23 protein-coding genes are annotated in these 22,711 nt (G+C 61.1%); 12 read left to right on the forward strand and 11 right to left on the reverse strand.

Annotated elements, in window-relative coordinates:
- Nucleotides 1–218: 218 nt before the first annotated feature.
- Genes pgeF through lgt form a run of 3 tightly spaced genes read right to left on the reverse strand, consistent with a single transcriptional unit; the run spans nt 219 to nt 2,928 of the window.
- Entirely contained in the window at nt 219–974 is a 756-nt protein-coding gene (gene pgeF / locus Q1A85_RS05525) for a peptidoglycan editing factor PgeF (RefSeq protein ID WP_299686207.1), read from the reverse strand.
- A complete protein-coding gene (locus Q1A85_RS05530) occupies nt 971–2,032 on the reverse strand; it encodes an SAM-dependent methyltransferase (RefSeq protein WP_299686209.1) in 1,062 nt (353 codons plus the stop codon). Before Q1A85_RS05530 ends, pgeF begins: the two co-directional genes overlap by 4 nt.
- Nucleotides 2,029–2,928 carry a prolipoprotein diacylglyceryl transferase gene (lgt, locus tag Q1A85_RS05535; protein ID WP_299686211.1) on the reverse strand — a complete coding sequence of 300 codons (900 nt, stop codon included), beginning with the start codon at nt 2,926–2,928 and terminating at the stop codon, nt 2,029–2,031. The genes Q1A85_RS05530 and lgt overlap by 4 nt, the downstream gene beginning before the upstream one ends.
- A 95-nt stretch (nt 2,929–3,023) precedes the next feature.
- On the opposite strand from lgt, the gene Q1A85_RS05540 reads away from it, so the two are divergent.
- From Q1A85_RS05540 to Q1A85_RS05560, 5 genes are all read left to right on the forward strand, one after another.
- Nucleotides 3,024–3,266 (forward strand): accessory factor UbiK family protein, encoded by a 243-nt coding sequence (locus Q1A85_RS05540; protein ID WP_299686213.1) that lies wholly within the window; start codon nt 3,024–3,026, stop codon nt 3,264–3,266.
- 353 nt (nt 3,267–3,619) lie between these two features.
- Nucleotides 3,620–4,120, forward strand: a complete 501-nt coding sequence (locus Q1A85_RS05545) for a YbjN domain-containing protein (protein ID WP_299686215.1) — start codon at nt 3,620–3,622, stop codon at nt 4,118–4,120.
- 31 nt (nt 4,121–4,151) lie between these two features.
- Nucleotides 4,152–4,961: a pyrroline-5-carboxylate reductase gene (gene proC / locus Q1A85_RS05550; RefSeq protein WP_299686217.1), complete on the forward strand. Its 810-nt coding sequence runs from the start codon at nt 4,152–4,154 to the stop codon at nt 4,959–4,961.
- Entirely contained in the window at nt 4,954–5,292 is a 339-nt protein-coding gene (locus Q1A85_RS05555; protein WP_299686219.1) for a tRNA-binding protein, read from the forward strand. Before proC ends, Q1A85_RS05555 begins: the two co-directional genes overlap by 8 nt.
- 35 nt (nt 5,293–5,327) lie before the next feature.
- A complete protein-coding gene (locus Q1A85_RS05560; protein ID WP_299686221.1) occupies nt 5,328–6,245 on the forward strand; it encodes a D-glycerate dehydrogenase in 918 nt (305 codons plus the stop codon).
- Between the two features lie 12 nt (nt 6,246–6,257).
- Here Q1A85_RS05560 and Q1A85_RS05565 read toward each other — a convergent pair whose 3' ends face one another.
- Nucleotides 6,258–6,839: a thymidine kinase gene (locus Q1A85_RS05565; protein WP_299686223.1), complete on the reverse strand. Its 582-nt coding sequence runs from the start codon at nt 6,837–6,839 to the stop codon at nt 6,258–6,260.
- A gap of 424 nt (nt 6,840–7,263) precedes the next feature.
- On the opposite strand from Q1A85_RS05565, the gene Q1A85_RS05570 reads away from it, so the two are divergent.
- The 3 genes from Q1A85_RS05570 (at nt 7,264) to Q1A85_RS05580 (ending at nt 10,415) form a co-directional block, all read left to right on the forward strand.
- Nucleotides 7,264–7,722 carry a hypothetical protein gene (locus tag Q1A85_RS05570; protein WP_299686225.1) on the forward strand — a complete coding sequence of 153 codons (459 nt, stop codon included), beginning with the start codon at nt 7,264–7,266 and terminating at the stop codon, nt 7,720–7,722.
- Nucleotides 7,709–8,440 carry an arsenical resistance protein ArsH gene (gene arsH, locus Q1A85_RS05575; RefSeq protein WP_299686227.1) on the forward strand — a complete coding sequence of 244 codons (732 nt, stop codon included), beginning with the start codon at nt 7,709–7,711 and terminating at the stop codon, nt 8,438–8,440. Before Q1A85_RS05570 ends, arsH begins: the two co-directional genes overlap by 14 nt.
- A gap of 82 nt (nt 8,441–8,522) precedes the next feature.
- The gene (locus tag Q1A85_RS05580; protein WP_299686229.1) at nt 8,523–10,415 is read left to right on the forward strand and encodes a patatin-like phospholipase family protein; all 1,893 of its coding nucleotides are present in this window, start codon (nt 8,523–8,525) and stop codon (nt 10,413–10,415) included.
- On the opposite strand, the gene Q1A85_RS05585 is transcribed toward Q1A85_RS05580, so the two are convergent.
- The 6 genes from Q1A85_RS05585 to Q1A85_RS05610 all read right to left on the reverse strand — a co-directional run bounded on the left by Q1A85_RS05585 (nt 10,412) and on the right by Q1A85_RS05610 (nt 17,920).
- Nucleotides 10,412–11,539 carry a beta-ketoacyl-ACP synthase III gene (locus tag Q1A85_RS05585; protein ID WP_299686231.1) on the reverse strand — a complete coding sequence of 376 codons (1,128 nt, stop codon included), beginning with the start codon at nt 11,537–11,539 and terminating at the stop codon, nt 10,412–10,414. The two genes, Q1A85_RS05580 and Q1A85_RS05585, sit on opposite strands and share 4 nt — an antisense overlap.
- 65 nt (nt 11,540–11,604) lie before the next feature.
- On the reverse strand, nt 11,605–12,657 hold the full coding sequence (locus Q1A85_RS05590; RefSeq protein ID WP_299686233.1) for an ABC transporter ATP-binding protein: 1,053 nt from the start codon (nt 12,655–12,657) through the stop codon (nt 11,605–11,607).
- Between the two features lie 3 nt (nt 12,658–12,660).
- Nucleotides 12,661–13,926: a hypothetical protein gene (locus Q1A85_RS05595; protein ID WP_299686235.1), complete on the reverse strand. Its 1,266-nt coding sequence runs from the start codon at nt 13,924–13,926 to the stop codon at nt 12,661–12,663.
- Nucleotides 13,923–15,137: a carbohydrate ABC transporter permease gene (locus tag Q1A85_RS05600; RefSeq protein WP_299686237.1), complete on the reverse strand. Its 1,215-nt coding sequence runs from the start codon at nt 15,135–15,137 to the stop codon at nt 13,923–13,925. The genes Q1A85_RS05595 and Q1A85_RS05600 overlap by 4 nt, the downstream gene beginning before the upstream one ends.
- A gap of 117 nt (nt 15,138–15,254) precedes the next feature.
- The gene (locus tag Q1A85_RS05605; protein WP_299686239.1) at nt 15,255–16,487 is read right to left on the reverse strand and encodes a sugar ABC transporter permease; all 1,233 of its coding nucleotides are present in this window, start codon (nt 16,485–16,487) and stop codon (nt 15,255–15,257) included.
- 74 nt (nt 16,488–16,561) lie between these two features.
- A complete protein-coding gene (locus tag Q1A85_RS05610) occupies nt 16,562–17,920 on the reverse strand; it encodes an extracellular solute-binding protein (RefSeq protein WP_299686240.1) in 1,359 nt (452 codons plus the stop codon).
- Nucleotides 17,921–18,196: 276 nt separating this feature from the next.
- Between Q1A85_RS05610 and Q1A85_RS05615 the strand changes: the two genes are divergently transcribed.
- Nucleotides 18,197–19,210 (forward strand): LacI family transcriptional regulator, encoded by a 1,014-nt coding sequence (locus Q1A85_RS05615; RefSeq protein WP_299686242.1) that lies wholly within the window; start codon nt 18,197–18,199, stop codon nt 19,208–19,210.
- Here Q1A85_RS05615 and Q1A85_RS05620 read toward each other — a convergent pair whose 3' ends face one another.
- On the reverse strand, nt 19,211–20,227 hold the full coding sequence (locus tag Q1A85_RS05620) for a Gfo/Idh/MocA family oxidoreductase (protein ID WP_299686244.1): 1,017 nt from the start codon (nt 20,225–20,227) through the stop codon (nt 19,211–19,213).
- Between the two features lie 81 nt (nt 20,228–20,308).
- Here Q1A85_RS05620 and Q1A85_RS05625 point away from each other — a divergent pair, with 81 nt between their 5' ends.
- The 3 genes from Q1A85_RS05625 to Q1A85_RS05635 all read left to right on the forward strand — a co-directional run bounded on the left by Q1A85_RS05625 (nt 20,309) and on the right by Q1A85_RS05635 (nt 22,709).
- On the forward strand, nt 20,309–20,611 hold the full coding sequence (locus tag Q1A85_RS05625; RefSeq protein ID WP_299686246.1) for a putative quinol monooxygenase: 303 nt from the start codon (nt 20,309–20,311) through the stop codon (nt 20,609–20,611).
- Between the two features lie 197 nt (nt 20,612–20,808).
- The gene (locus Q1A85_RS05630; RefSeq protein WP_299686248.1) at nt 20,809–21,585 is read left to right on the forward strand and encodes a 3-hydroxybutyrate dehydrogenase; all 777 of its coding nucleotides are present in this window, start codon (nt 20,809–20,811) and stop codon (nt 21,583–21,585) included.
- Nucleotides 21,586–21,614: 29 nt separating this feature from the next.
- Nucleotides 21,615–22,709: a patatin-like phospholipase family protein gene (locus Q1A85_RS05635; protein WP_299686250.1), complete on the forward strand. Its 1,095-nt coding sequence runs from the start codon at nt 21,615–21,617 to the stop codon at nt 22,707–22,709.
- The last annotated feature ends 2 nt before the right edge of the window (nt 22,710–22,711 follow it).

Below are 22,711 nucleotides of genomic sequence, written 5' to 3' on the forward strand. Positions count from 1 at the left end.
TCTTGGCTCCCTTTGCCCTGTCTGTCAGAGCGGTTGCGTTTCGTTAACCAAGGTATGACGTGCCATTCGGGCAGGTTTAGGGCCGCGCGCAAGATTTTTTGTGGATCAATCCCGCATATGTCGCGCGGAATATGGCAACGGAGCGGCCTTGTTTTTATGACCGCATCACGGAGCTGCGGCAGATTGGAGGCATTGTCCGCCCCATTTGTGCCCTGATCTCAGAGTGTGATGGCTGCGATCAGGCGACCGTAGTCGGGGTCGCGGTCATGTACGGAGCGGCGGTAGGAGTAGAACCGTTGGGGATCGTAATAGGTGCAGTGACGTGTCCATTCGGCGTGGCCCACCCCCGCTGCGCGCAATCGGGACAAGCCGTAGCCCGGCAGGTCGAAATGCATCCGGTCCCCGTCGCCACCGGCGAAAAAGCGGGCGGTTTCGGGGTCTTCGTCCAAAAAGCTCTCGAAAAACTCCGGGCCGACCTCGTAGGCGCGTTGACTGATAGACGGACCAATCACCGCGTGGATGCCGTCACGCGGTGCTCCTAGTGCGACCATGGCGTCAACGGTTGCTTCCAACACGCCGGCCTGCGCACCTTTCCAACCAGCATGGGCGGCGCCGATCACACCTGCATCCGGCGCGGCAAAAAGAACCGGCATACAGTCTGCGGTCAGAACGGACAGCGCCAGACCGGATGTCGCGGTCACCACCGCGTCCGCCTTGGGTTTCGGGTCGAGCGGGCCAGCGGCTGTCACGACATGGGCAGAGTGGATCTGGTGGACGCCGACAAGGTGGTCGTGCGCAACCTCCATGGCGTCGGCCACGCGGGTGCGGTTAATGGCGACGATCTCGGATTGATCCGAACTGCCTGTGCCGCAATTGAGCCCGGAAAAGATACCCGAGGACGCGCCACCTTTGCGGCTAAAGAACCCGTGGCGCAGCGGGCTGAGGCTGTCGGCGGTTAGAATTTCCAAGGTCATGCAGACAATCCGGGCGGTGGGGCAGCGGTGGCGGGGTAAAGGCCCAGCACCTTAAACAGGTTTCCCATTTCGTCCGGATGCGTCAACCGCCGATGCGCGGCGATGTGCAATTTCAATGCCTCGCCCTCCAATGTGCCGGCCAACGCTTGGGCGCGCTGCGTGATGCCCAAGCGTTCGAGGAACACGCCTTGGGGTGTCAGGCGCGTGTGGGCGGCTGGGGCTGCGGATGCGGCGAGCGCTTCGAAATCCACGTGGGCGGTCAGGTCGGCGGTGCCGGGCGCATCAAGCACGCCAACCGGTTGATGATCGCGCACCGCTTGCAACGTGTCGCCCAGCGACCGCCAGTCGCCGTAGTCGATAATCAGGCCAATGCCGCCATGGGTGTCGATGCGCTGCGCCAGTTCCGACAGGATTGCATCTGCGGCAGGGCAGGTTTCGACCAGATCGCCATCGGCTGTATCCGCAAGCCGGTTGTCAAGGCGCGGTTGCGGGCCCTGCGGGGCAAGGCCAAAGCCAAGCATATCCTGTTGTACGCCGACGCATCGTTCGCGCCAGCTTTTGCCGTCACGGATGAACTGGCGGATGGGCAGCGCATCGAAGAATTCGTTTGCGACGCACCATAACGGACCATCGGGCAGGTCAGCGGCGCTGTCGATCCACGTAACCTCGTAGCCCTCAAGCGTCTCGGCCTGTCTGTCGCGCAGTGTTGGCGATACTTCGACCAGAACGATCTGCGCTGCGGCCAGAAACCCCGGAACCCGTGCCGTCGCGCGCAACGCGTCGGCCATCAGCGTGCCGCGTCCCGGCCCCAATTCGGCCAGCGTAAAGGTCGAGGGCGCGCCCTGATCCATCCACGATTGCGCAAGGCAGAGACCAATCACCTCACCGAACATCTGGCTCATTTCCGGGGCGGTGATGAAATCGCCTTTGGTGCCGAAGGGGGTGCGGGTGGTATAGTAGCCATATTCGGGATTTAGCAGCGCCTCGGCCATGTAGTCGGCAACGGTGAGCGGGCCACCGGTTGCAATCCTGTCCAGCAGGCGCGCCTTCAGGCTCATGCCGATTGCACCGCCCCACGGCGGCGGGCGCGGGTGATCAGCCAAAGGCCCAACAGGATCATCGGCAGGGACAGAATCTGCCCCATGGTCAGGCCGTATCCGCCCACATGCCACGCAAGACCCAGCGGATTGCCGGGCGAGATAAACTGCGCATCAGGCTGGCGCACAAATTCGATCAAAAAGCGGCCAACGCCATAAAAGGCAAAGAAAGTGCCGCAGGTCAGCCCGGGCCGTTTCAGGGCGTCACGCCGCCAAACCATCCACAAAAGGACGATCATCAGCACCAGACCTTCGAGGGCCGCCTCATAAAGCTGTGACGGATGGCGGGCACAGATACCTACGATATCTGGACAGAACTGCGCCGCCTCACCGGGAAAGGCCACGCCCCACGGCAGTTCGGTCGGTCGGCCCCACAATTCGGCATTGATAAAATTGGACATGCGACCCAACAGAATGCCGGGCGGTGTACCCAGTACGATGGCGTCGGCAACGCTGAATTGGTCATAACCGCGCCGGGTATAGAGATACGCGGCCAGAACTACCCCCAAAAGGCCGCCATGGAAGGACATGCCGCCCTGCCAGATATAAAGGATTTCGACCGGGTTTTGCAGGTAGTAGTCCGGCTGGTAGAAGGCAACATAGCCCAGGCGCCCGCCAAGGATCACGCCAAGGATGATCCATGTCAGCATGTCTTCGATCTGCTGGGGCGTCATGGTGGGCGTGTTGTTTGGCCACAGACGCGGTGTCTTGGCCGCCATGACCACCATCCGCCAGCCGATCACGATCCCGGCGATATAGGCCACGGCGTACCAGCGCAGAGCGAGGTCCATGCCAAAAAGCGTAACCGAGAAAATTTCGGGCGAAATGTCGGGAAATGGGATCATGAGGGGTGTCATCTGCGTCTGAATGCCTCTGGCTGTCCGGGACTGTCAACCTTGCGGCGCACCCTGTTGAGGCCCATATAAGGCATTAGCGAAGGAGTGACGACACCATGCAGGCCCGAGGCAAGATTTTCGACGATATCTCGCAATTGATGACGAACGCGATGGGCGTGGCCCAAGGCGCGCGCGAAGAGGCCGAGACGGCAATGAAGTCGATGGTGGACCGCTGGCTGGCGGATCGCGATTTCGTCACCCGCGAAGAATTCGACGCGGTGCGCGCCATGGCACAAAAAGCCCGTGAGGAGAACGAAGCGCTCAGAGCCCGGCTCGACGCGCTTGACGCCAAGGACTGATCCAGCGGCGGCGCTGCCGCGCCATTCCAGATTTTGCCAGTGTTTCGTGATCGCCCGGTTTTCGGGCGGTGCGCGTGTTGCGACGTAGAAGGGGGCTCTGCCCCCGGCTGCGCCTCCCCCGGGATTTTTTGGGGACAGAGACTGGGACCGTTTGCGTGATGCTTTATTTTGCGCGACGTGCAGCTTTGTCCCCAACTTATTGCGGTTATCCCCAAATAAAGGGTTGCCAGATGGTAGTGGCCCGGTCACCATATCTGGTAGAGGCACGGGGGATAGCCCCGGCTTCTAGAGCAGGCACCGAGCGCTAGGGGCGCTGCCAGCCCCCTTCGCCAGAGCGAATAAGAGGTGGCACCATGGCACTTTCCGAGCAGTATCTGGAAGACGACATTCATCCGATCGACATTGTCGAACATCTGGCGGCCCATCACGAATGGGATTTTGACCGGATCGCGGATGATCAGATCGCTATGGCGGTCGAGGGGCAGTGGCGCACCTATTCCATCACGCTGGCGTGGTCCGGGTATGACGAGACGCTGCGCATGGTGTGCACCTTTGAGATGGAGCCGCCCGCAGAACGTATGTCCGCCCTTTATGAACTGCTGAATATGGTCAACGATCAGTGCTGGGCCGGGGCCTTTACCTACTGGCCCGAGCAGAAGCTGATGGTGTACCGCTATGGCCTTGTGCTGGCGGGTGGGCAGGTGGCTTGCCCGGATCAGATCGACACGATGATCGGGGCGGCCGTGATGAGCGCAGAGCGCTATTACCCTGCTTTGCAGCTGTTGATCTGGGGCGACCGGACACCTGCGGATGCGTTGCAGGTGGCCATTGCAGAGGCCTACGGGCGCGCATAACCTCAGCCCCCGAAGCCAAGGGGGGCAAATCATGAATGACAGTCGGATCGCGGCTCGGGGCATTGTCCTTTTGGGTTGCGGAAAGATGGGGTCGGCAATGCTGCGCGGCTGGCTGGCGCAGGGATTGCCCGATGCCTCGGTCTGGGTCGTGGACCCGGTGCCCTCGGATTGGGTGTTGTCGACCTGTGTCCACATCAATGCAGATTTGCCGGATGATCCGGCTGTGGTTCTCATTGCGGTAAAGCCGCAGATGATGACGCACGCCCTGCCGGGCATTGCGGACCTTGGGGTAGATGACACGGTTTTTGTGTCGATCGCAGCGGGCACGCCGATTGCGGCCTTTGAGGCAACGCTGGGTGCGCGGGCGATTGTGCGGGCGATGCCGAACACCCCTGCCGCCATCGGGCAGGGGATCACAGCGATGTGCGCCAACGGCAAAGGTCAGGCGTTTCTGGGCGAAGCGGAGGCGCTGCTGTCTGCGATCGGAGCGGTTGTGCGCGTGGACGACGAGGGCCAGATGGATGCCGTGACCGGCGTCAGCGGGTCAGGGCCTGCTTATGTGTTCCATTTGATCGAGACATTGGCGGCTGCGGGCGTCGCGCAAGGACTGCCAGAGGCGTTGGCCTTGCAGTTGGCCAAGGCGACGGTCGCCGGTGCGGGCGCGCTGGCGCAGCAGTCGGAAGAAACGCCTGGGCAGTTGCGGGTCAACGTGACCAGCCCAAACGGCACGACGCAAGCGGCACTTGATGTGTTGATGAACGAGGCGCGGGGGTTTCCTGCGCTGCTGAATGAGGCCGTGGCAGCGGCGACAGAACGGTCAAGGGAGTTGGCGCGTGGATGAGATCAGCTTTGACGACTTTATGAAGGTCGACATTCGTTCGGGCCGGATCGTGCGGGCGGAGCCCTTTCCCGAAGCCCGAAAGCCCGCCGTCAAACTGTGGATCGATTTTGGTCCCGAGATCGGAGAGAAGAAAAGCTCGGCCCAGATCACGGTGCATTATGATCCCGAAACGCTTGTGGGTCAGCAGGTAATGGCAGTGGTAAATTTCCCGCCGCGGCAGATCGGACCGGTGCGGTCGGAGGTTCTTGTGCTTGGCTTTCCGGATGAAGACGGCGCGATTGTGCTCGCGCGGCCGGACAAGAACGTGCCCGACGGGGGGCGGCTGCATTGACGCGGGTCTGGATCACGCGGCCTTTGCCCGGCCCGGTGTTGGACGCCGCCCGGGCATTGGATGCAGAGGTGGTGGTGCGCGAAGAGACCGGGCCGCTGGCGGATGCGGAGTTGCGCCGCGCATTGCGCGACTTTGACATTGTGCTGCCGACGCTGGGCGACATGTTTTCAGCGCAGGTGTTTGCGGATGTCGGCGGCGCACGTTGCCGGTTGCTGGCGAATTTCGGGGTTGGGTACAATCACATCGACGTTGCTGCGGCACACGCCGCTGGTATCGCAGTGACCAACACACCCGGCGCAGTGACCGACGCCACGGCGGACATCGCACTGATGCTGATGCTGATGAGCGCGCGGCGCGCGGGTGAAGGAGAACGTATGGTGCGGGCGGGGCAATGGCCCGGCTGGCATCCGACGCAGATGCTTGGCCTGCACATGTCCGGCAAGCGTGTCGGCATTGTGGGGCTGGGCCGGATTGGTCAGGCCATTGCACATCGCTGCCATTATGGGTTCGGGATGGAGGTGCACTATACCAGCCGTTCCGAAAAGAATGTGCCGTTTCCGGCCGTGCGCGCACCCGACCTGATGGCCTTGGCGGAAGGGGTCGATTTTCTGGTGATCGCGGTGCCGGGCGGTGCAGAAACGCATCATCTGATCGGGGAAGATGTGTTTAACGCGATGGCGCCGCATGGGCATCTGGTCAACATATCGCGTGGCGACGTGGTGGACGAGGCAGCACTTGCATCGGCTTTGACCGAAGGCAAGATTGCAGGCGCCGGGTTGGACGTTTACGAATTCGAACCGCAGGTGTCTGAGGCTTTGCTGGGAATGGAACAGGTCACGCTGTTGCCGCATCTGGGGACGGCCGCGTTGGAAGTGCGGACGGATATGGGTCGCATGGCGGTGGCAAACATCGCCGCCTTCCTGAACGGAGAGACGTTGCCCAACCCGGTGTGAGTGGATCTGGACTCAACCAGTTTCCATCGCGGCGCGCCAGTGCCGACGACACAGCGATACATAGGTTTCGTTGCCACCGATCTGCACTTGAGCACCGTCCTGAAGAACACGGCCCTCGGCATCTTGGCGCACGACCATTGTCGCCTTCTTGCCGCAATGGCAGATTGTGCGCACCTCGCGCATCTCATCGGCAAGGGCCAGCAAAGTGGCGGAACCGGGAAACAGCTTGCCCTGAAAGTCGACACGCAGACCGTAGCACATCACCGGAACGCCCAGATCATCCACCGCGCGGGCCAGTTGCCAGACCTGTGCGTCGCTCAGAAATTGCGCCTCGTCGACAAAGACGCAGGCGACCGGGCCGCGTGCCATCCGGTTGCGGATCGTCTCGAACAGATCATCAGACGGGCTGAACGTGTCGGCCTCTGCCTCGATGCCGATGCGGGACGCGATCTGGCCTGCGCCTGCACGGTCGTCAAACCCGGCGGTCAGCAGGTAAGGTTCCATGCCCCGCTCACGGTAGTTGTATGCGGCCTGAAGCAGCACCGTCGATTTACCGGCGTTCATGGTGGAGAAGTGAAAGTAGAGTTTTGCCATGCGCGCGTTCCTAAGCGGCGGTGCAATGAGGAGCAAGATGGCAGCGCCGGGCAAAGGCGGGCCTGGCGATGGCAAACTCAACGACAAGTCCATCGCCAGGCCGAAGTTGGGTTCTCGTTAACTGGCCGCGTTCGGGATGTTTGGGTCACCCCGTTGGGGATGGCACACGGCCCACCGCTTGTTATGTCCAACTGGATCACGGCACCGACTGCAGCTTGCGCCGCCTGCCTTACCCCCGGTTGGGCAGAAGTGCCTTGTGATCCTCACCTGCACCGATGCTGGGGGCACCGGTTACTCTTGAAGCCCCGAAAACCGTTGGGACGATTAACCAATGACATTTGCAGCGGGGCCAATTAATGGGAAAAGACCGTGCAGGTTCCCCAAACCTTGGGTTGTAATGGTGACAGGCAAAGAGGGCGCAACAATGGCGGCGACTGGCAGCTATCTGAAGAAACACACCGAGGCGTTGGTCAAGGATGTGGGCATCGAACCGGCCTGCGTGCTGACCGGCAAATCCAAGGCGACGCTGGGCCGATACTATTCGGACAACCCCGAACACGCAGACCGGTTTATGCCCGTCGATGCCGTTGTGGCGCTGGAGAAGGCGGCGAAGTACCCGCATGTCACAAGCGCCTTGGCAGAGTTGCAGGGCATCACGCTCAGCCACGATGATCGTCGCCCCAACTCGGATCGGTCGGGCGGCGTGAACTCGGACGTTATCGCGCTGAGCCAGCGCTTTGCCATGTTGATGACCGAATACCAGCAGTCGATCGAAGACGGTGTGATCACCGTGAACGAGGCCAAGCGGCTGCTCAAGGAAACGACGCTGCTGCAACAGGTGTTGATCGACATGAAACTTCATCTGGAGGATGAAAGTGGCTGACACACCCGGCGAAGACATCCCGGCGCTGCGCTTGGAGGCCTTGCCCGGGATTGACGTGGAGGCGCTGCGCGCGCCGGATGATCCGGGCCACCCACCTCGTATTTTGCTGCTTTATGGCTCATTGCGCGAGGCCAGTTTTTCGCGCCGGTCGGTCGAGGAAGCCGGGCGTATCCTGCGCCATTTGGGCTGCGAGACGCGGATTTTTGACCCCAAGGGTCTGCCGCTGGTGGACGGTGATGAGGCCAGCCACCCCAAGGTGCAGGAACTGCGCGATTTGGCGATCTGGTCCGAAGGCATGGTGTGGTCCAGCCCAGAGCGTCACGGGGCCATGACCGGCCTGATGAAAACGCAAATTGACTGGCTGCCGCTGTCGTTGCAGGGGGGCATTCGTCCGACCCAAGGCAAGACACTGGCGCTGATGCAAGTGTGCGGCGGCTCGCAAAGTTTCAATGCGGTCAACCAGATGCGAATCCTTGGCCGCTGGATGCGCATGGTCACCATCCCCAATCAGTCGAGCATCGCCAAGGCGTGGCTGGAATTTGACGGCGCGCGCCTGCCCGAGGGTCCGTTTTACCGACGTGTGGTTGATGTGATGGAAGAACTGGTCAAGTTCACGTGGATGGTGCGCGGGCGGGCGCCGTATCTGGTGAACCGCTATTCAGAGCGCATCGAAAGCGTTTCTGACGTGCACGCGCGGGTGTCGAGCAAAGACAGCTAGGGTGCAAATTCACGTGACGTAGCCGGTGGCACGGGCTTGCGAGCCCCGCTTTGTCGATGCACTCTCTGGTTGGGAGTATGGTATGAACCGGCTGGATCGTAACAGTGATTTGCTACAGATGCTGCGCGCCGTCGATGGCTTTGCCGCGCTGGATACTGATGTCCTTCAACACGCCTTGGAACTGGCTGATGTGGAACATATCCCGCGTGGCGCGGCGCTGATCCGCGAAGGCGATGCCGCCAATCGCCTGTTCCTTGTCATCAGTGGCCGGTTCACCGTGTTTTCGGGCGCGCTGGCCATTGCCGAAATACGCCCCGGTGAGCCGGTGGGCGAACTTGCCTTCTTTGCGGGGGGCACACGCACGGCGAGCGTGATTGCAGCGCGTGACAGTTCCGTTTTGTGCCTGACACGCGAGGCCTATGACACGTTGTCCGCTCAGACCCCCGCATTGGCCAACGGTATTCTCGCCGCGCTCAGCCAGCGGCTGGCGCGTACCGTGCGGGGCAGTCCCGCCCTGCGCCCAAGTGCCGGGCAGGTCTGTGCGGTGTTGCCGGGGGCCAATCGCCCGCTGGCGGCGGCCTTTGTGCAGGGGCTGCGCAGGGCCTTTGCCGCAGCGCCGAACTGGAAGGTGCTGGACGAGACCTCGCGCCCCGACGCGCTGCGCCACGACCTTGAAGAAACAGGACGCTGGGTACGGTCGATGGAGGCCGCGCACGATACGCTTATTCTGCTCTGTACGGATGCGGATGGTGATCCGGTCTGGCGCAAAGCGGTGACCAACAACGCCGACACAATCGTCGTTGCACTGCCAAAAGGGGCGCAGTTCGGACCACTGGACGCGCCATCCGCGCTTGAACGGCAGGTCTATCAGGCCAAGATGGAGGCCAACGTGCAGTTGGTTCTGTATCGCGACACCGAAACGGACAGCCGCGCGCAGACAGTCAAATGGCTGAATGACCGGATGGTCGGGTTGCATCATCACGTGGCGCTGGACCAGCCGAAGGATTTTGACCGGTTGGGCCGCTTTGTGCGCGGCGAGGCGGTGGGGCTTGTGCTCTGCGGTGGTGGGTCGTTTGGCACCGCCCATCTGGGGGGCATCAAGTACCTGCAGGAACACGGCTATAGCTTTGACTTTGTCGGGGGCACCAGTGTCGGGTCCGCTATGGCGGGCGCTTTGGCCATGGGTCTGGACCCCGATCACGTGATGGAGCAGTGCGAAGATATCTTCATCCGATCCAAGGCGATGTCGAAGATCACGTTGCCCCGCTATTCGCTGCTGGATCACCACACGCTCGATGATGCATTCCTGCGCCATTACGGCACGCAAGACATTGAGGATCTGCCGCTCAACTTCTTTGCTGTGGCAACCAGCCTGACGGACAATGACGTGCGCGTCATGCGCACCGGTCCGCTGTGGCGGGCCATTCGCGCCTCAACCGCGATCCCCGGTATTTTCCCGCCGATGCTGAACCCTGATGGGGAGGTGCTGATTGACGGCAGCCTGATCGACAATGTGCCCATCGAGGCGATGCGCCAGTTGAAACCGGGGCCGAACATCATCCTGAACTTCCTGCCCGACAAGGCATGGCGGGTGATGGCGAAATACGAGGACTTGCCAAACCGTGCGCAGGTTGTCGCCAGCCTGTTGCGCCGCCCCAAGAAGGACGCGCCGCGCCACCCCAGTGCCTTTGCCATTTTGGCCCGGTCGATGGTGGTGAACGCCCGCAAATTGCTGACCGAGATCGACGTCGAGGATGATGTGCTGCTGAATTTGTCGGTGCTCAAGGGTATGAGCTTTCTCGACTGGAAACGGGGGCGCGAGCTGTTCGAGGCGGCTTACAAGCAGATGGACATGGCGATGGTACGCGCTGACGAGGTGTCTGGGGGTGGCGATGCAGGTTGCATCGAGCGTCTCAAATCAGCGGCAGACCACATCAACGAAGTGGGCGATGGGTTGGGTCTGACGACCCGCTAGCCTTTGCGTTCCACGACGACCGAACCCACCGAATACCCCGCACCAAACGAACAGATGACGCCCACATCCCCCGGTGCCATATCGTCCGAGTATTTGGAAAACGCGATGATAGACCCGGCAGAGGATGTGTTGGCGTAATCCTGAAGGATGTTGGGCTGTTCGCTTGGTGCCGGATCACGGCCCAGAACCTTTTTGCCGATAAAGTCATTCATCGACTTGTTGGCCTGATGCAGCCACAACCGTTTGATATCGTTGGCCTCCAGCGCCTCATCGCTCATGTGGTCGCCGATATGTTTGGCCACGAGCGGGAGCACTTCTTTGAACACCTTGCGCCCGTTCTGCATGAACTGCATGTCGCGCCGGTCCTTGACCCCATCGGGGCGCGAGCGGCGCAGAAAGCCATTGTTGTTGCGGATGTTGTTGGAAAACACCGTGGCGCAGCGGGTGGAGCGGATCGCGAAATGTGGTCCCGTGGCGTCCTCTTCGCGTTCGACCAAAGTTGCCGTGGCCACATCGCCAAAAATGAAGTGACAGTCGCGGTCGCGCCATTCCAGATGCGCCGAGCAAATCTCGGGGTTCACCACCAGCGCCGAGCGGATGGAACCGGACCGCACCATGTCCGCTGCCGCCTGCAAGCCGAACGTCGCTGACGAACACGCCACGTTCATGTCAAAGGCAAAGCCGTCGATGCCCAGCAGATCCTGAATCTCAATGGCGATCGCAGGATAGGCGCGTTCATGGTTTGACGCCGCACAGATCACCGCATCCACATCCGCCGCCGTTTTGCCCGCCTGAGCGAGCGCCTTGTTGGCGGCGTCCACCGCCATTTCGGCCATGATCCCCGGCTCATCGTCGCTGCGCTGACGCAGCAGGGGGTGCATCACCTCCGGGTCCAGCACACCCGATTTGTCCATCACATAGCGCCGTTCGATGCCGGACGCCTTGAGGATGAATTCTTCGGACGAATGGTCCTTTGCTTCCAGCGTCCCCGCCGCAATCTCGTCTGCGTGAACTGCGTTGTAGCGGTCGGCATAGGCGTTGAACGCTTTGACAAGCTCTGCGTTGGAGATCGACTGTTCGGGCGTAAAAACGCCGGTGCCGGTGATAACGGGAGAGAATGCCACGCGCGTGCCCCTTCAGGCTTATTGAGGTTCGGGCAACGTAAATGCGCGTGGGCGTCCCCGCAAGCCTAAGCCGTCACCGTCACACAGTCCGCGTCAAAGAAATGCGTTTGGTCTGCGTCAAAGCTGAGCCCGTGCGTGTCGCCCACGGTCAGGGCCGCATCCCCAGAGATGCGCACGTTGATCGGCCCCGCCGCACCGCAATCAAAAAGGACAAACGTGTCCGCGCCCAGGAACTCGACCACGTCGACCACGCCGTCGACCTCTCCGGTGCCTGCGGCACCGGTGGTGATGTGTTCGGGGCGGATGCCCATCTGTGTGGCGGGTCTGCCAAGGCCATAACTGCCGCCGCGCCCACCCGCCACGCTGTAGGTGTTTGTATCGGTCGTGCAGGGAAATACGTTCATCTTGGGGCTGCCGATGAACTGCGCCACAAAGACGTTGCCCGGGTGGTTATAGAGCTCGCGCGGCGTGCCGACCTGAATGATGCGCCCTGCATCCAGAACCACAATCCGGTCGGCCAGCGTCATCGCCTCCACCTGATCATGTGTGACGTAGATCATCGTGGCATCAAGGCTCTGGTGCAGCTTGGAAATTTCGTGCCGCATCTCGACCCGCAGGGCGGCATCGAGGTTCGACAGCGGCTCGTCAAACAGGAACGCGGTGGGATCACGCACAATCGACCGCCCAATCGCCACCCGTTGGCGCTGGCCACCTGACAGGTCCTTGGGCCGCCGGTCGAGGTACTGGTCCAGCTTCAACGTATCCGCCGCAGCGTTCACCTTGGTGTCGATCTCGACCTTGGGCGCCCCCGCGGTCTTGAGCGAGAAGCCCATGTTGTCGCGCACGGACATGTGCGGATACAGCGCGTAGGACTGGAACACCATACTGAGCCCACGTTTCGACGGCGGCTGGTCCGTCACGTCCGTGCCGTCGATATCCAGCGAGCCACGGCTGATATCCTCAAGCCCGCCGATCATCCGCAGCAACGTGGACTTGCCGCAACCGGATGGGCCCACAAAGACGACAAATTCACCATTCTGGATGGCAAGGTCCACGCCTTTGATGACCTGCACCTCGCCAAACCACTTTTCGACAGCATTGAGGGTGATCGCGCCCATGTCTCACGCGCCTCCTGCATTCGGGGACGCCCAGCCCAGCCACACGGCCGCCGTCCAGGTAAACGTGCCACCGCCCGCTGGTGCGCCGGTGAGCGGGTCAAAATATTCGGCAAACCCGTGTTCAGCGATCATATCGCCGGTCAGCACACGCAAATCCTCGCCCAAACCATAGCCCCGCTCGGTCAGGCCAAGGCCAATCATCATGTTCATGATCGCCCAGACCGGCCCGCGCCAGTATCGCTTGGCGTCGAACCTGTCATCACTGGGGGCGAGCGACGGCACTCCGTACTTGGCCATGCCCAGCACATCTGCCAATCGTTCCGCCATTTCGGGCCGGTCTACGCCCGCATACCAGCACAGGAACGACGCATTGCTGAGCGCGCCGGACCAGGTGCCGCCAACCACATCGCGGGAATCATATGCGCCCAGCTTTGGGTTCCACAGGCTCTGCGCGCCCTCTTCGAGGGTCGCGATCCAGCTCTGCAATTCCGACACGTCCCTGCCCATGTCGCGGCCCATCGCCTCCAGATCGCGGGTCGCCCGCAGCAGGATAAAGGTCATGGTCGGGTCCGCCACCCGGAACGGCGTGTCCCTGAGCATCGCCGCCTCGTCCCAGCCCGCCGCAGCACCCCGCTGAACCAACCAAAGGTAACGGTCATAGTCGTATTTTGTAGGCCGCATGGCACTGTCCACATGGGTCGTGTCGCGCCGGACGTATGTGCCAACGCCGTCTGGCGTGATGGCGGCCATCGCGGCGTCCCAATCCGGTGCGTTGTCCCGACCGGCCTCCCACGGGTGCGTGATGCACACGGCCCCTTTGTCCAGCCGCCAATCCATGAACCAGCGATGCCAGCCCACCATCTTGTCATAAAGCGCGGCTATCCGCGCAGCGCCGCGCTTCGGGTCCTTGGCGAGGATCAGCCGCGCCATGGTTGCCGCCACCGGCGGCTGGCTGATGCCCGAAGACGGGATCGGCCCCACGCCCTGCCACACATCCGGGCCGGGAAAATACCCGTCATCCTGCGCGTGAAACAAGATATGTGGGACCATGCCCCCCGCCCACTGCCCGGCAAAGAGCGTCTCCAGCTCGGTCCATGCGCGGTCCACGTCGAATGCTGCAAACCCCATGGCGGCAAAGGCGCTGTCCCAGTTCCACTGGTAGGGGTACAGACCCGCAGTGGGGATCGTGTACCCGCCCCGGTCATTGCGCGCGAGGATGCCTCGTGCCTCTTCGTCACGTGCGTCGGTGGTGCTTGCGTCCAGCATCATCCCTTTACTGACCCTGCGGTCAGCCCCTTGGTCATGAACCGCTCCAGCCCCAGAAACAGGGCCATGATCGGTATGGTGGCAATAACCGCACCCGCCATCAGGTGCTGGCGCGGAATCTCCGAGGAGTTGAGCATCGCAACCCCCCGTGTGAGCGTGAAAATGGACGGATCATCCAGCAGCATGAACGCCAGCAGAAACTCGTTCCACGCGATCATAAAGACATAAAGCGACACCGACACCATCGCGGGCAACGACAGGGGCAGGGTGATCTTGAGGATCACCTGCAACCGGCTCAGCCCGTCCATCAGGCCCGCTTCTTCGACCTCGACCGGCAGACCGCGGAAATAGCCCTGCAACATATAAAGCGCGACAGGGATCGTGGTGACCGGGTAGATCAGGATCAGGCCGGGGATGGTGTTGCGCAGGCCCGTCATCGAAAAGGCGATGTAGATCGGCAGCGCCAGCACGATCATCGGCACCATGTAGATCAACAGGATCGACCGCGAAAACGCCGCCCGCCCCTTGAACCGCAGCCGCGCCACGGCATAGGCGCCCGGCACGGAAAAGGCGAGCGTGATCAGCACGGTCAGCACCGACACGTAAAAGCTGGTCCACAGGTAGCTGCCAAACCCGAACTGGCCGAAAAGCTCGGTATAGCTCGTAAACAGGTCCCAGCCCCGGCTCAGTTCAATGGAAAAATCCAGCGGATTGCGCAGCAGCGCCTGTTGCGACTTCAGGCTGGTCATCACCATCACGTAAAACGGGATCAGCACGATCGCGGTAAAGATGATGTATCCAAAACCGGTCAGAAACCGGATCACCGCATCTTCGAATGCGTGCCGGGTCAGCGTGCCGGGATGGGCCTCCACCAGCATGACCTTTAGCGGCCAGATGCTGAACACGCCAAAGGATATGGCAGCCGCAAGCCGCCACTGCATCGGTACATCTTCACCAAAGACAAGCGGCGTAACAGGTGTGAACAGCAGCGCCACAGCAACCAGAACAAAGCCGGCAAACAGCACCAGACGGTCCCGCACATAAAGCGCCGCCAATCCCCCGCTCAGACCCAGTATCAGGCACCCGATCCCGCCGGGCCGAAACCCCAGACCCGAGGCAAAGGACAGCGTGACGGACACCGTGATTGCCATCACAAAGGCCCAGACAATCCCGATCAGACCAGCCGTCACATGACCCTCACGCAACATGTGCATGTGCGTCCCCTTCTTCTCTTGGACAAATACTCTGGGGTGAGGCCGCAGGCCGAGGGGCAACGCCCCTGTCGCCGCCCGCCGCAGGCGCGACGCAAACTTGTTTTGCGTCTCCCCCGCTCACAACCCTTCCTCCTGGCTGATGTATTTGAAAAAGAACACGCTGAACAAAAGCAGCGTGGCAAAGATCACCACGGCCACGGCCGCACCTGCGCCGATATTCGACACGGCAAAGGCCTGTTCATAGACGTTCACCGTCAGGGTCCGCGTGCCCGCATTGCCCCCTGTCAGCAGGAAAATGTCGTCGAATTTATTGAACGTCCAGATAAAGCGCAGCAGGAACAGAACCGACAGAATGCCCAGCAACATCGGCAGCGACAGATACCAGAACTTCTGAAACGGGCTCGCCCCGTCCATGTCCGCGGCCTCGTACATATCCGTGTCTATCGACTGCATCCGCGCGAGGATGAACAGGAACGACAGCGGGAAATAGCGCCAGATTTCGAACACGGTCACCATGATCAGCGCCAATGGCCGCTGACCAAAGAAATTGATCGGCCCCGCTGTTACGCCCATCTGGATCAGGAGCGCGTTGAGCGATCCTGAAAAGGGATCCAGCAACGTCACCCAAGTGAACGCAACCGCGATGATGGGTGAGACGTAAGGAAACAGGTAAAGACCACGCAGCACGCCCTTGCCTCGGAACGACTTGTTCAGCAGCATCGCGGCGAACAACCCGACAACCAGCGCCCCCACGGTGCCGAACACTGTGTAAAAGATCGTGGCCCACAACACCGACAGGAATTCATCTCCGTCAAAGATGCGGGCGAAGTTCTCCAGCGTGAATTCGGTATTGGTCAGAATATTGTCGCCGGTGCCGTAGCCTGCTGGCGCGGACCCTTCGACGATCTCTTCGAGTGCCTCCGCGTCTCCGTCCAGCGCCACCGGGATACGCACCCGTTCGTTGAACCCGCCGGGCACATCACCAAATTCGCACCGCAGTTGCAGCCCATCAACGGCACAGAACTCGGGCAACTCCAGAATTGCGACGCCGTCGTGCAGCGTATCCGTAAAGCCCAGCCCGGTGATCTCTTTCTGCTGGGACGAATTGCGCACCCGGTATTCAACCACCATCTGCCCCGACCGTTCGCGCAGGCTTTCCCGGATCATGGGCGCAACAGGGCGCAGATCGGCAAGGCCCACAGGCTTGAAGCTGATCCAGAAGATCGACAGCAACGGCAGGATGATCACGAGGCTCACGATAAGGATCGTGGGCAGCAGCAGGCTCCAGGCCAGCCGCGCCTCGCGACGCTCAAGCGCACCGCGTGTCGTGGGTGGGGTGGGGGACGTCATGGGCGTCTCGGATGCAAAGAGGAGGAGGAGAGAGGGCAGGCGCACCCGCCCTCTCTTGTTTGCCGCGTTTGCGTTTAGTTGATCGCGGCCAGTTCGGTGTTCATGGCTGCAATCGCCGCCGCCGCATCGATCTCATCATCGATGTACTGGCGCACGATGCGGTTGATCGCTTGGCTGTTGATCATCTTGGACGCCAGCGCGAGCTGGTTTTCCGCGACACCCCAACGCTGGGCCACTTTCAGACCACCCACAATCTCATCCAGCATTTCCGCTGCATAAAGATCCTTCATCGGGGCCTTGCGATCTACGCCCACAGGAATTTCTGACCACGCAGCGGAAAACTTGCCCGGCTCATCCGCAGTGCCGGTTCGCACGGGGAACTTGCCTTCGGCGGCGATGGAAAGAGTCTGCATATAGCCGTCATTCATCGAATATTCGACAAAGGCCTGCGCGGTGTCCGTGTCCGCGTCCGATGTAATGCCGAAATACCGAACGTCACCCCATGCCGCTCCGTCGGGGTTCGACGGGCCGGCAAAGTTGGTCACGATGCCAGTGGCCGCCGCCAATTCGCGCGTGGTCGGGTCATCGTTGATTGTGGGGGCCGCGCTGTCGCGCAGACCGGCCAGCTCATCAAGGATAAAGGGCGACCAGATGATCATCGCAGCCTGACCTGCAAAATACAGTTCGCGCGATTGTTTCCAGTACAGCTCACCCGGAGGCGACGCCTTGGCGATGGCCTTGTAGAAATCCAGAACCTCGGTGGTTGCCTCAACGTCCAGTTCCTGCGCCCCATCCGCACCCACGGGCGACACGCCGTTGGCGAGGAATACGTGTTCGAGCACTTGGCTCATAAAGTTCTCGTCCACCTTGGTCGCGGCCACAAAGCCGTACATGGATGGCGGGTTGTGCAGCGCATCCAGCGCGGCCTGCACATTTGCAAATGTGTTTGGCGGCTCAAGGCCCTTTTCGGCAAAGAGGTCGGCACGATAGACCACCATCTGCGTCCAGCCGTCCACTGGCACGGACGCGATGTCGCCGTCATAGGCGGCCATGGACAGCGGACCCACGGCGAACGTGTCACGGCCAAGGCTGTCGACCACTTCGGTGGCCGCTTCGGTGTCGAGAATGCCCGCCTCGGCCCAAGGAAGTGCGTATTGCAACGGATGGTAAATCACGTCCGGCAGATCACCGGCGGCAAACGCGGCTGTCGTGCGCGTGCCCAGATCGGTTTCGGAGACGGGGATAACCTGAACGGCATTGCCGGTGGCCTTTTCGAACGCAGCCGCCATTTCTTGTTGTTTGGCCAGCCGCTCGGGCTGTTCTTCCGTGGTCCAAAAGCGGATGTCGTCGGCCATTGCGGCGGACGCGGTCAGCACAAGGCCAACCGCCGTGCCCAAAAGCAAACGCCCTGCAGGGGCTTTGGTGAATGTCATGAGTCTCTCCTCCCTCACGTAATCTATTGGATGTCCGACGGCGCCGGTCACTGCCGGATCTAAAGACATCCATATCGTGCGCTGAATAATTGCAACGATGCAACAAATTTTTGGATAAGACGAAAACCACCATAAATCCCCTATTATATGGATATTTCTGCGATGCAGCGAATCCGAAACTCAGCAGGATTGCAACGATACAATTGATTCGCTCTTGTGCCGGAAAGTGTGGCATGTACCATCTGCACATCCTGAAACCGGACCCGTTACGCGCACATGGCCGATCAACGCCGCAAGCCCCCGACGCTCAAGACGATCGCGGAACTGACAGGCCTGAGTCTGTCGACCGTATCGCTGTCACTGCGTGACGGCAGCCGGTTGAAAAAGGAGACGCGGGACAAGATCGCGGCAGCCGCAGCAGAGGTTGGGTACGTGCCAAACCGTGCGGGCGTGCGCTTGCGCACAGGGCAGACCAATGTGCTGACCTTGATCCAGTCCCCCGCCAACAACACCATTGATTACACCCGGCAAATGATCGAAGGCATCGGCGCGCATCTGAGCGATACGCGCTTTCACCTCAATGTCATACCCGAGCTTGACCCGGCCAACCCCGAGGCGTCTGTGCGCTATGTCTTGCAGAACCGCACGGCGGATGGGCTGATCCTTACCCATACAACGGCACGTGACCCGCGTGTCCAATTGCTGACGGATGCGGGCTTTCCCTTTGTGTGCCACGGACGGACGGAGTTCTACACGCCCCACGCCTATCACGATTTCCATGTGGAGCGGTTTGTCGAACTGGCGGTACAGCGTTTGCACGAAAAGGGGCGGCGGCGGTTCCTGTTGGTGGCCGAGGATGACGGAACCACCAATTTTGCCAAAATATCCGGTGGTTTCCACCGGGCTGTGGCGCGCTGCGGCAACCTAGGAGAGGTCGCGACCGACACAGGTATTCTTGTGTCGCCCAACACGGCGCGCGCCTTTGGTCAAAGCCTTGCAGCGCGGCCAGACCGGTTCGACGCAATCATCAGCAACAACGAATTGGCCACGCTCGCGCTGATGGGCGGGATGGCGGATGAGGGGCTGCGGCTGGGTCGCGATTACGAGCTGATTTGCCGTCAAACGACCGAATTGCTGCCGCTTCTTTATCCCCAGATTGATACGTTGGGAGAGGACCTCGTGGCGACGGGTCAGGAACTGGCGCGGCTCTTGATCGCGCGGGTGTCCGGCGCGCCAGTCGAAACATTGCAGACCTTGCATGAACCCAAACCCGTCTGGCGCAGCGGGTGATCAGGCGGTGACAGTCACACGCTGGCCTGCGTCGGTAGAGCGATAGATGGCGTCCTTGACCGCAATCACCGACAGGTAGTCGCGCGCGAGATTCTCGACCGTGCCCGCGCCCTGCATGGCTGCAACCACATGGGTGTTGAGCGCATGGACGCAATCGCCGCCAAATCCATCCCATGTGTCCGGGGCCAGCACCTCGACCGTCTTGCTGCCGCCAAAAGCACGGCGCATCACCTGTCCATCGCCAGTCAGGGTGAGCACTCCGCCCGTCCCTTCGATCAGCGCCTCACCCATGGTACGGCGCGTGTTATCGGCGGCGTGATCCAGCAAGCGGTTGCCATCAAAAAGCGCCCGTACCCCCGAACCGTGATCGAAAATGACGTGACCTGCGTCTTCGCCTGCGATCACCGGGTTGATGCGACGCAGATCGGCATAGACACTGTCCGTCGGCCCAAAAAGGTATTGGAAGGTGTCGATCCAGTGCACCGCAGTCTCATGGATCAAAAAACGCGGCATCTGCTGGAAATAGGGCTGCCGGTCCAGATAGGCGCGTGGGCCTTGCCCGTCGCCGGGCCGCAGACGAAAGGTCGCATTCAAGACCTTGCCAACAGCGCCTGTGTCAATCTCGGCCTTGATGGCGCGATACCACGGTTGAAAGCGAAAGTTCTCGTGAATGACAAGCGTCGCACCTGCCGCCTCGGCTTCTGCTGTGATGACCTGCGCTTGCGCCATGTCCGTACAAAACGGTTTCTGGCAGATGATCCACTTGATGCCCGCAGCAAGGGCGGCGCGGACAGTTTCGGCATGGGCGGGCGGCGGCAGGATGATGTCGAGCAGATCAGGCGTTGTCGAATCCAGCATCGTGCCCAAGTCCCCAAATGCGGGCACGCCGGTGGCCGCGGCGCGTTCAATGTTTTGATCACAGGCACCCACAACTGCGACATTCTTCATCCGCGCCCAACTGCCAAAGTGAAACTGGCTGAAATAGCCTGCGCCGACGCAGGCAACGCGAATGGTCATGGCATGGTCCAAATCGTGGATTGAGGTGCTGCCCGTCTCCTATACGGTGGCGTGGGACAAAGCGCAAAACGGGGGAAAACCATGGCCTATGTGGTGACAGTGACGTTTCGGATCGTGCCGGGGCAGATGCAGGCGTTTTTACCCCTCATGCGTAACAATGCCCTTGCCTCTGTTCGGGACGAGCCGGGATGTTTGCAATTCGACGTCTGCACGGATGGCGATCAACCCGATACTGTATTTTTGTATGAGATTTACACCGACCGCGCGGCCTTTGATGCCCACTTGAAGACGCCGCATTTCAAAGCACTGGATGCGGCAACACCCCAGATGGTGGTTGGAAAAACGCTCGTGACCTTTGATCAGGTGGACCGGAACCCGGCATGATCTTGTAACAAAGACCACCCAACGGGCCACAAACCGGAGGATTTCCGCCGGATTCGGGCAAGAATGCTGAAACAAGTGTCGTTGATCCTCACGTGCAGGCGATTTGCGGCGGTGCAGCATTGTGGCCGTTACCTTCAGGCTCTACCTCTGGTCACACGCAGCCCGCGTTGCTGCGATCAAGACAAGAGGGAAAGACCATGACACGCACCGCCATTATCACTGGCTCCACCAGTGGCATCGGGCTCGGCATCGCCGAAGCCTACGCGGCCCAAGGGTTCAACGTGACGCTGAACGGGTTTGGCGACGCGGACGAGATCGAGGCGACGCGCGCAGAACTAGACGCCAAGGCGGAGGGAACTGTGGCCTATCACGGCGCCGATATGACCAAGCCTGACCAGATTGCTGACCTTGTGGCGCAGACCGAGACGGATCTGGGCGCAGTGGACGTGCTGGTGAATAACGCAGGCATTCAGTTCGTATCGCCCATCGAAGAGTTTCCAATCGAAAAATGGGATGCGATCATCGCGATCAACCTCAGTTCTTCCTTTCACACCATCCGCGCCGCCCTGCCGGGCATGAAGGCGCGCGGATTTGGCCGGATCATCAACGTGTCCTCGGCACACGGTCTTGTCGCGTCGCCATTCAAATCGGCTTACGTGGCGGCCAAACACGGCATTGTCGGCCTGACCAAGACCATCGCACTGGAGGCCGCACAACACGGCGTGACCGTGAACGCGGTCTGCCCCGGCTACGTCCTGACGCCGCTGGTCGAGGGGCAGATCCCCGACACAGCCAAAGCGCGCGGCATCACCGAGGAAGAGGTGAAGCGCGACGTGTTGCTGGCCGCACAGCCGACCAAGGAATTTGTCACAACAGAACAGCTGGGCGCGCTTTGCGTCTTTTTGGCAAGCGACGCAGCAGCATCCATCACCGGCACGTCTTTGCCGGTGGATGGCGGCTGGACCGCGCAGTAGCCGCAATACACACAGCCAGGAGAGCACACATGTCCAAGGCAGAAGGCCGTGGCAAACGCCACGAGAAATCAGTGAACCTCGCCCTGCAGGGCGGGGGCTCGCACGGGGCCTTCACTTGGGGCGTGCTCGACCGGATGTTCGAAGAGGACCGGCTGTGGATCGAGGCGATCAGCGGCACCTCTGCTGGGGCCATGAATGCCGTTGTCGCCACGCAAGGCATGTATGATGGCGGGGCCGCTGGCGCGCGGCTCGCGCTCAAGGACTTTTGGAACGCGGTCAGCATCGCAGGGCAGGCCAGCCCGATCAAACGCACGCCTTTGGACAAGTGGGCGGGGTCTTGGTCACTGGACGCGTCACCCGCGTACCTGATGTCCGACCTGCTCAGCCGCATGGCATCGCCCTACGACCTGAACCCTCTGGGCTTTAACCCGTTGCGCGATGTTGTCTGCGAGTTCATCGACTTTGACAAGGTCGCGGGATGCAGCGACATGGGCCTTTATATCTCGGCCACCAACGTAGAGACCGGACGCGCCCGCGTGTTCCACCGCGAGGAAGTGACGCTGGACGTCGTCATGGCCTCGGCTTGCTTGCCCACGATGTTCAAGGCGGTGGAAATCGACGGCGTACCCTATTGGGACGGCGGGTTCATGGGCAATCCGGTGTTGTTTCCCTTCATCGACCACTCGCCGTCCGCCGATATCGTGATCGTGCAGATCAACCCGCTGTTGCGCCAGGGCACACCGCGCCGTGCGCGTGACATTCAGAACCGAGTGAACGAGATCACGTTCAACGGTTCATTGCTGCGCGATTTGCGCACCATCGACCTGATCCACCGGCTGATCGATGACGGGGCGCTGTCGGATCAGGAATACCGTGTGATGAACCTGCATATGATCGACGGGTGTGACGACATGCTGGCGCTGGATGCATCGTCCAAGCTGAATTCGGAATGGGCGTTCCTTGAACACCTCCGCGACTTGGGCCGCGATCATGCAGACCGTTGGCTGACCCAGAATTTCGACAAGATCGAAGAAGAAAGCACGCTTGATCTGCGTGCGATGTTTGATGACTTCGGCGCGCCGCACAAGGCCAACGTCGTCGAGTTGAAATCCAGAAAGGGATGATC

Source organism: uncultured Tateyamaria sp. (genome assembly GCF_947503385.1).
Taxonomy (GTDB): Bacteria; Pseudomonadota; Alphaproteobacteria; order Rhodobacterales; family Rhodobacteraceae; genus Tateyamaria.

Excerpts from the sequence above, each read along its gene's own strand:
- Q1A85_RS05615 (WP_299686242.1), top strand. The coding sequence starts at position 18,197 with ATGGCCGATCAACGCCGCAAGCCCCCGACGCTCAAGACGATCGCGGAA.
- Q1A85_RS05620 (WP_299686244.1), bottom strand. The coding sequence starts at position 20,227 with ATGACCATTCGCGTTGCCTGCGTCGGCGCAGGCTATTTCAGCCAGTTT.
- Q1A85_RS05580 (WP_299686229.1), top strand. The coding sequence starts at position 8,523 with ATGAACCGGCTGGATCGTAACAGTGATTTGCTACAGATGCTGCGCGCC.
- Q1A85_RS05570 (WP_299686225.1), top strand. The coding sequence starts at position 7,264 with ATGGCGGCGACTGGCAGCTATCTGAAGAAACACACCGAGGCGTTGGTC.
- arsH (WP_299686227.1), top strand. The coding sequence starts at position 7,709 with ATGAAAGTGGCTGACACACCCGGCGAAGACATCCCGGCGCTGCGCTTG.
- Q1A85_RS05605 (WP_299686239.1), bottom strand. The coding sequence starts at position 16,487 with ATGACGTCCCCCACCCCACCCACGACACGCGGTGCGCTTGAGCGTCGC.
- lgt (WP_299686211.1), bottom strand. The coding sequence starts at position 2,928 with ATGACACCCCTCATGATCCCATTTCCCGACATTTCGCCCGAAATTTTC.
- Q1A85_RS05600 (WP_299686237.1), bottom strand. The coding sequence starts at position 15,137 with ATGCACATGTTGCGTGAGGGTCATGTGACGGCTGGTCTGATCGGGATT.
- Q1A85_RS05610 (WP_299686240.1), bottom strand. The coding sequence starts at position 17,920 with ATGACATTCACCAAAGCCCCTGCAGGGCGTTTGCTTTTGGGCACGGCG.
- Q1A85_RS05545 (WP_299686215.1), top strand. The coding sequence starts at position 3,620 with ATGGCACTTTCCGAGCAGTATCTGGAAGACGACATTCATCCGATCGAC.
- Q1A85_RS05540 (WP_299686213.1), top strand. The coding sequence starts at position 3,024 with ATGCAGGCCCGAGGCAAGATTTTCGACGATATCTCGCAATTGATGACG.
- Q1A85_RS05630 (WP_299686248.1), top strand. The coding sequence starts at position 20,809 with ATGACACGCACCGCCATTATCACTGGCTCCACCAGTGGCATCGGGCTC.
- Q1A85_RS05565 (WP_299686223.1), bottom strand. The coding sequence starts at position 6,839 with ATGGCAAAACTCTACTTTCACTTCTCCACCATGAACGCCGGTAAATCG.
- Q1A85_RS05530 (WP_299686209.1), bottom strand. The coding sequence starts at position 2,032 with ATGAGCCTGAAGGCGCGCCTGCTGGACAGGATTGCAACCGGTGGCCCG.
- proC (WP_299686217.1), top strand. The coding sequence starts at position 4,152 with ATGAATGACAGTCGGATCGCGGCTCGGGGCATTGTCCTTTTGGGTTGC.
- Q1A85_RS05590 (WP_299686233.1), bottom strand. The coding sequence starts at position 12,657 with ATGGGCGCGATCACCCTCAATGCTGTCGAAAAGTGGTTTGGCGAGGTG.
- Q1A85_RS05595 (WP_299686235.1), bottom strand. The coding sequence starts at position 13,926 with ATGATGCTGGACGCAAGCACCACCGACGCACGTGACGAAGAGGCACGA.
- pgeF (WP_299686207.1), bottom strand. The coding sequence starts at position 974 with ATGACCTTGGAAATTCTAACCGCCGACAGCCTCAGCCCGCTGCGCCAC.
- Q1A85_RS05635 (WP_299686250.1), top strand. The coding sequence starts at position 21,615 with ATGTCCAAGGCAGAAGGCCGTGGCAAACGCCACGAGAAATCAGTGAAC.
- Q1A85_RS05625 (WP_299686246.1), top strand. The coding sequence starts at position 20,309 with ATGGCCTATGTGGTGACAGTGACGTTTCGGATCGTGCCGGGGCAGATG.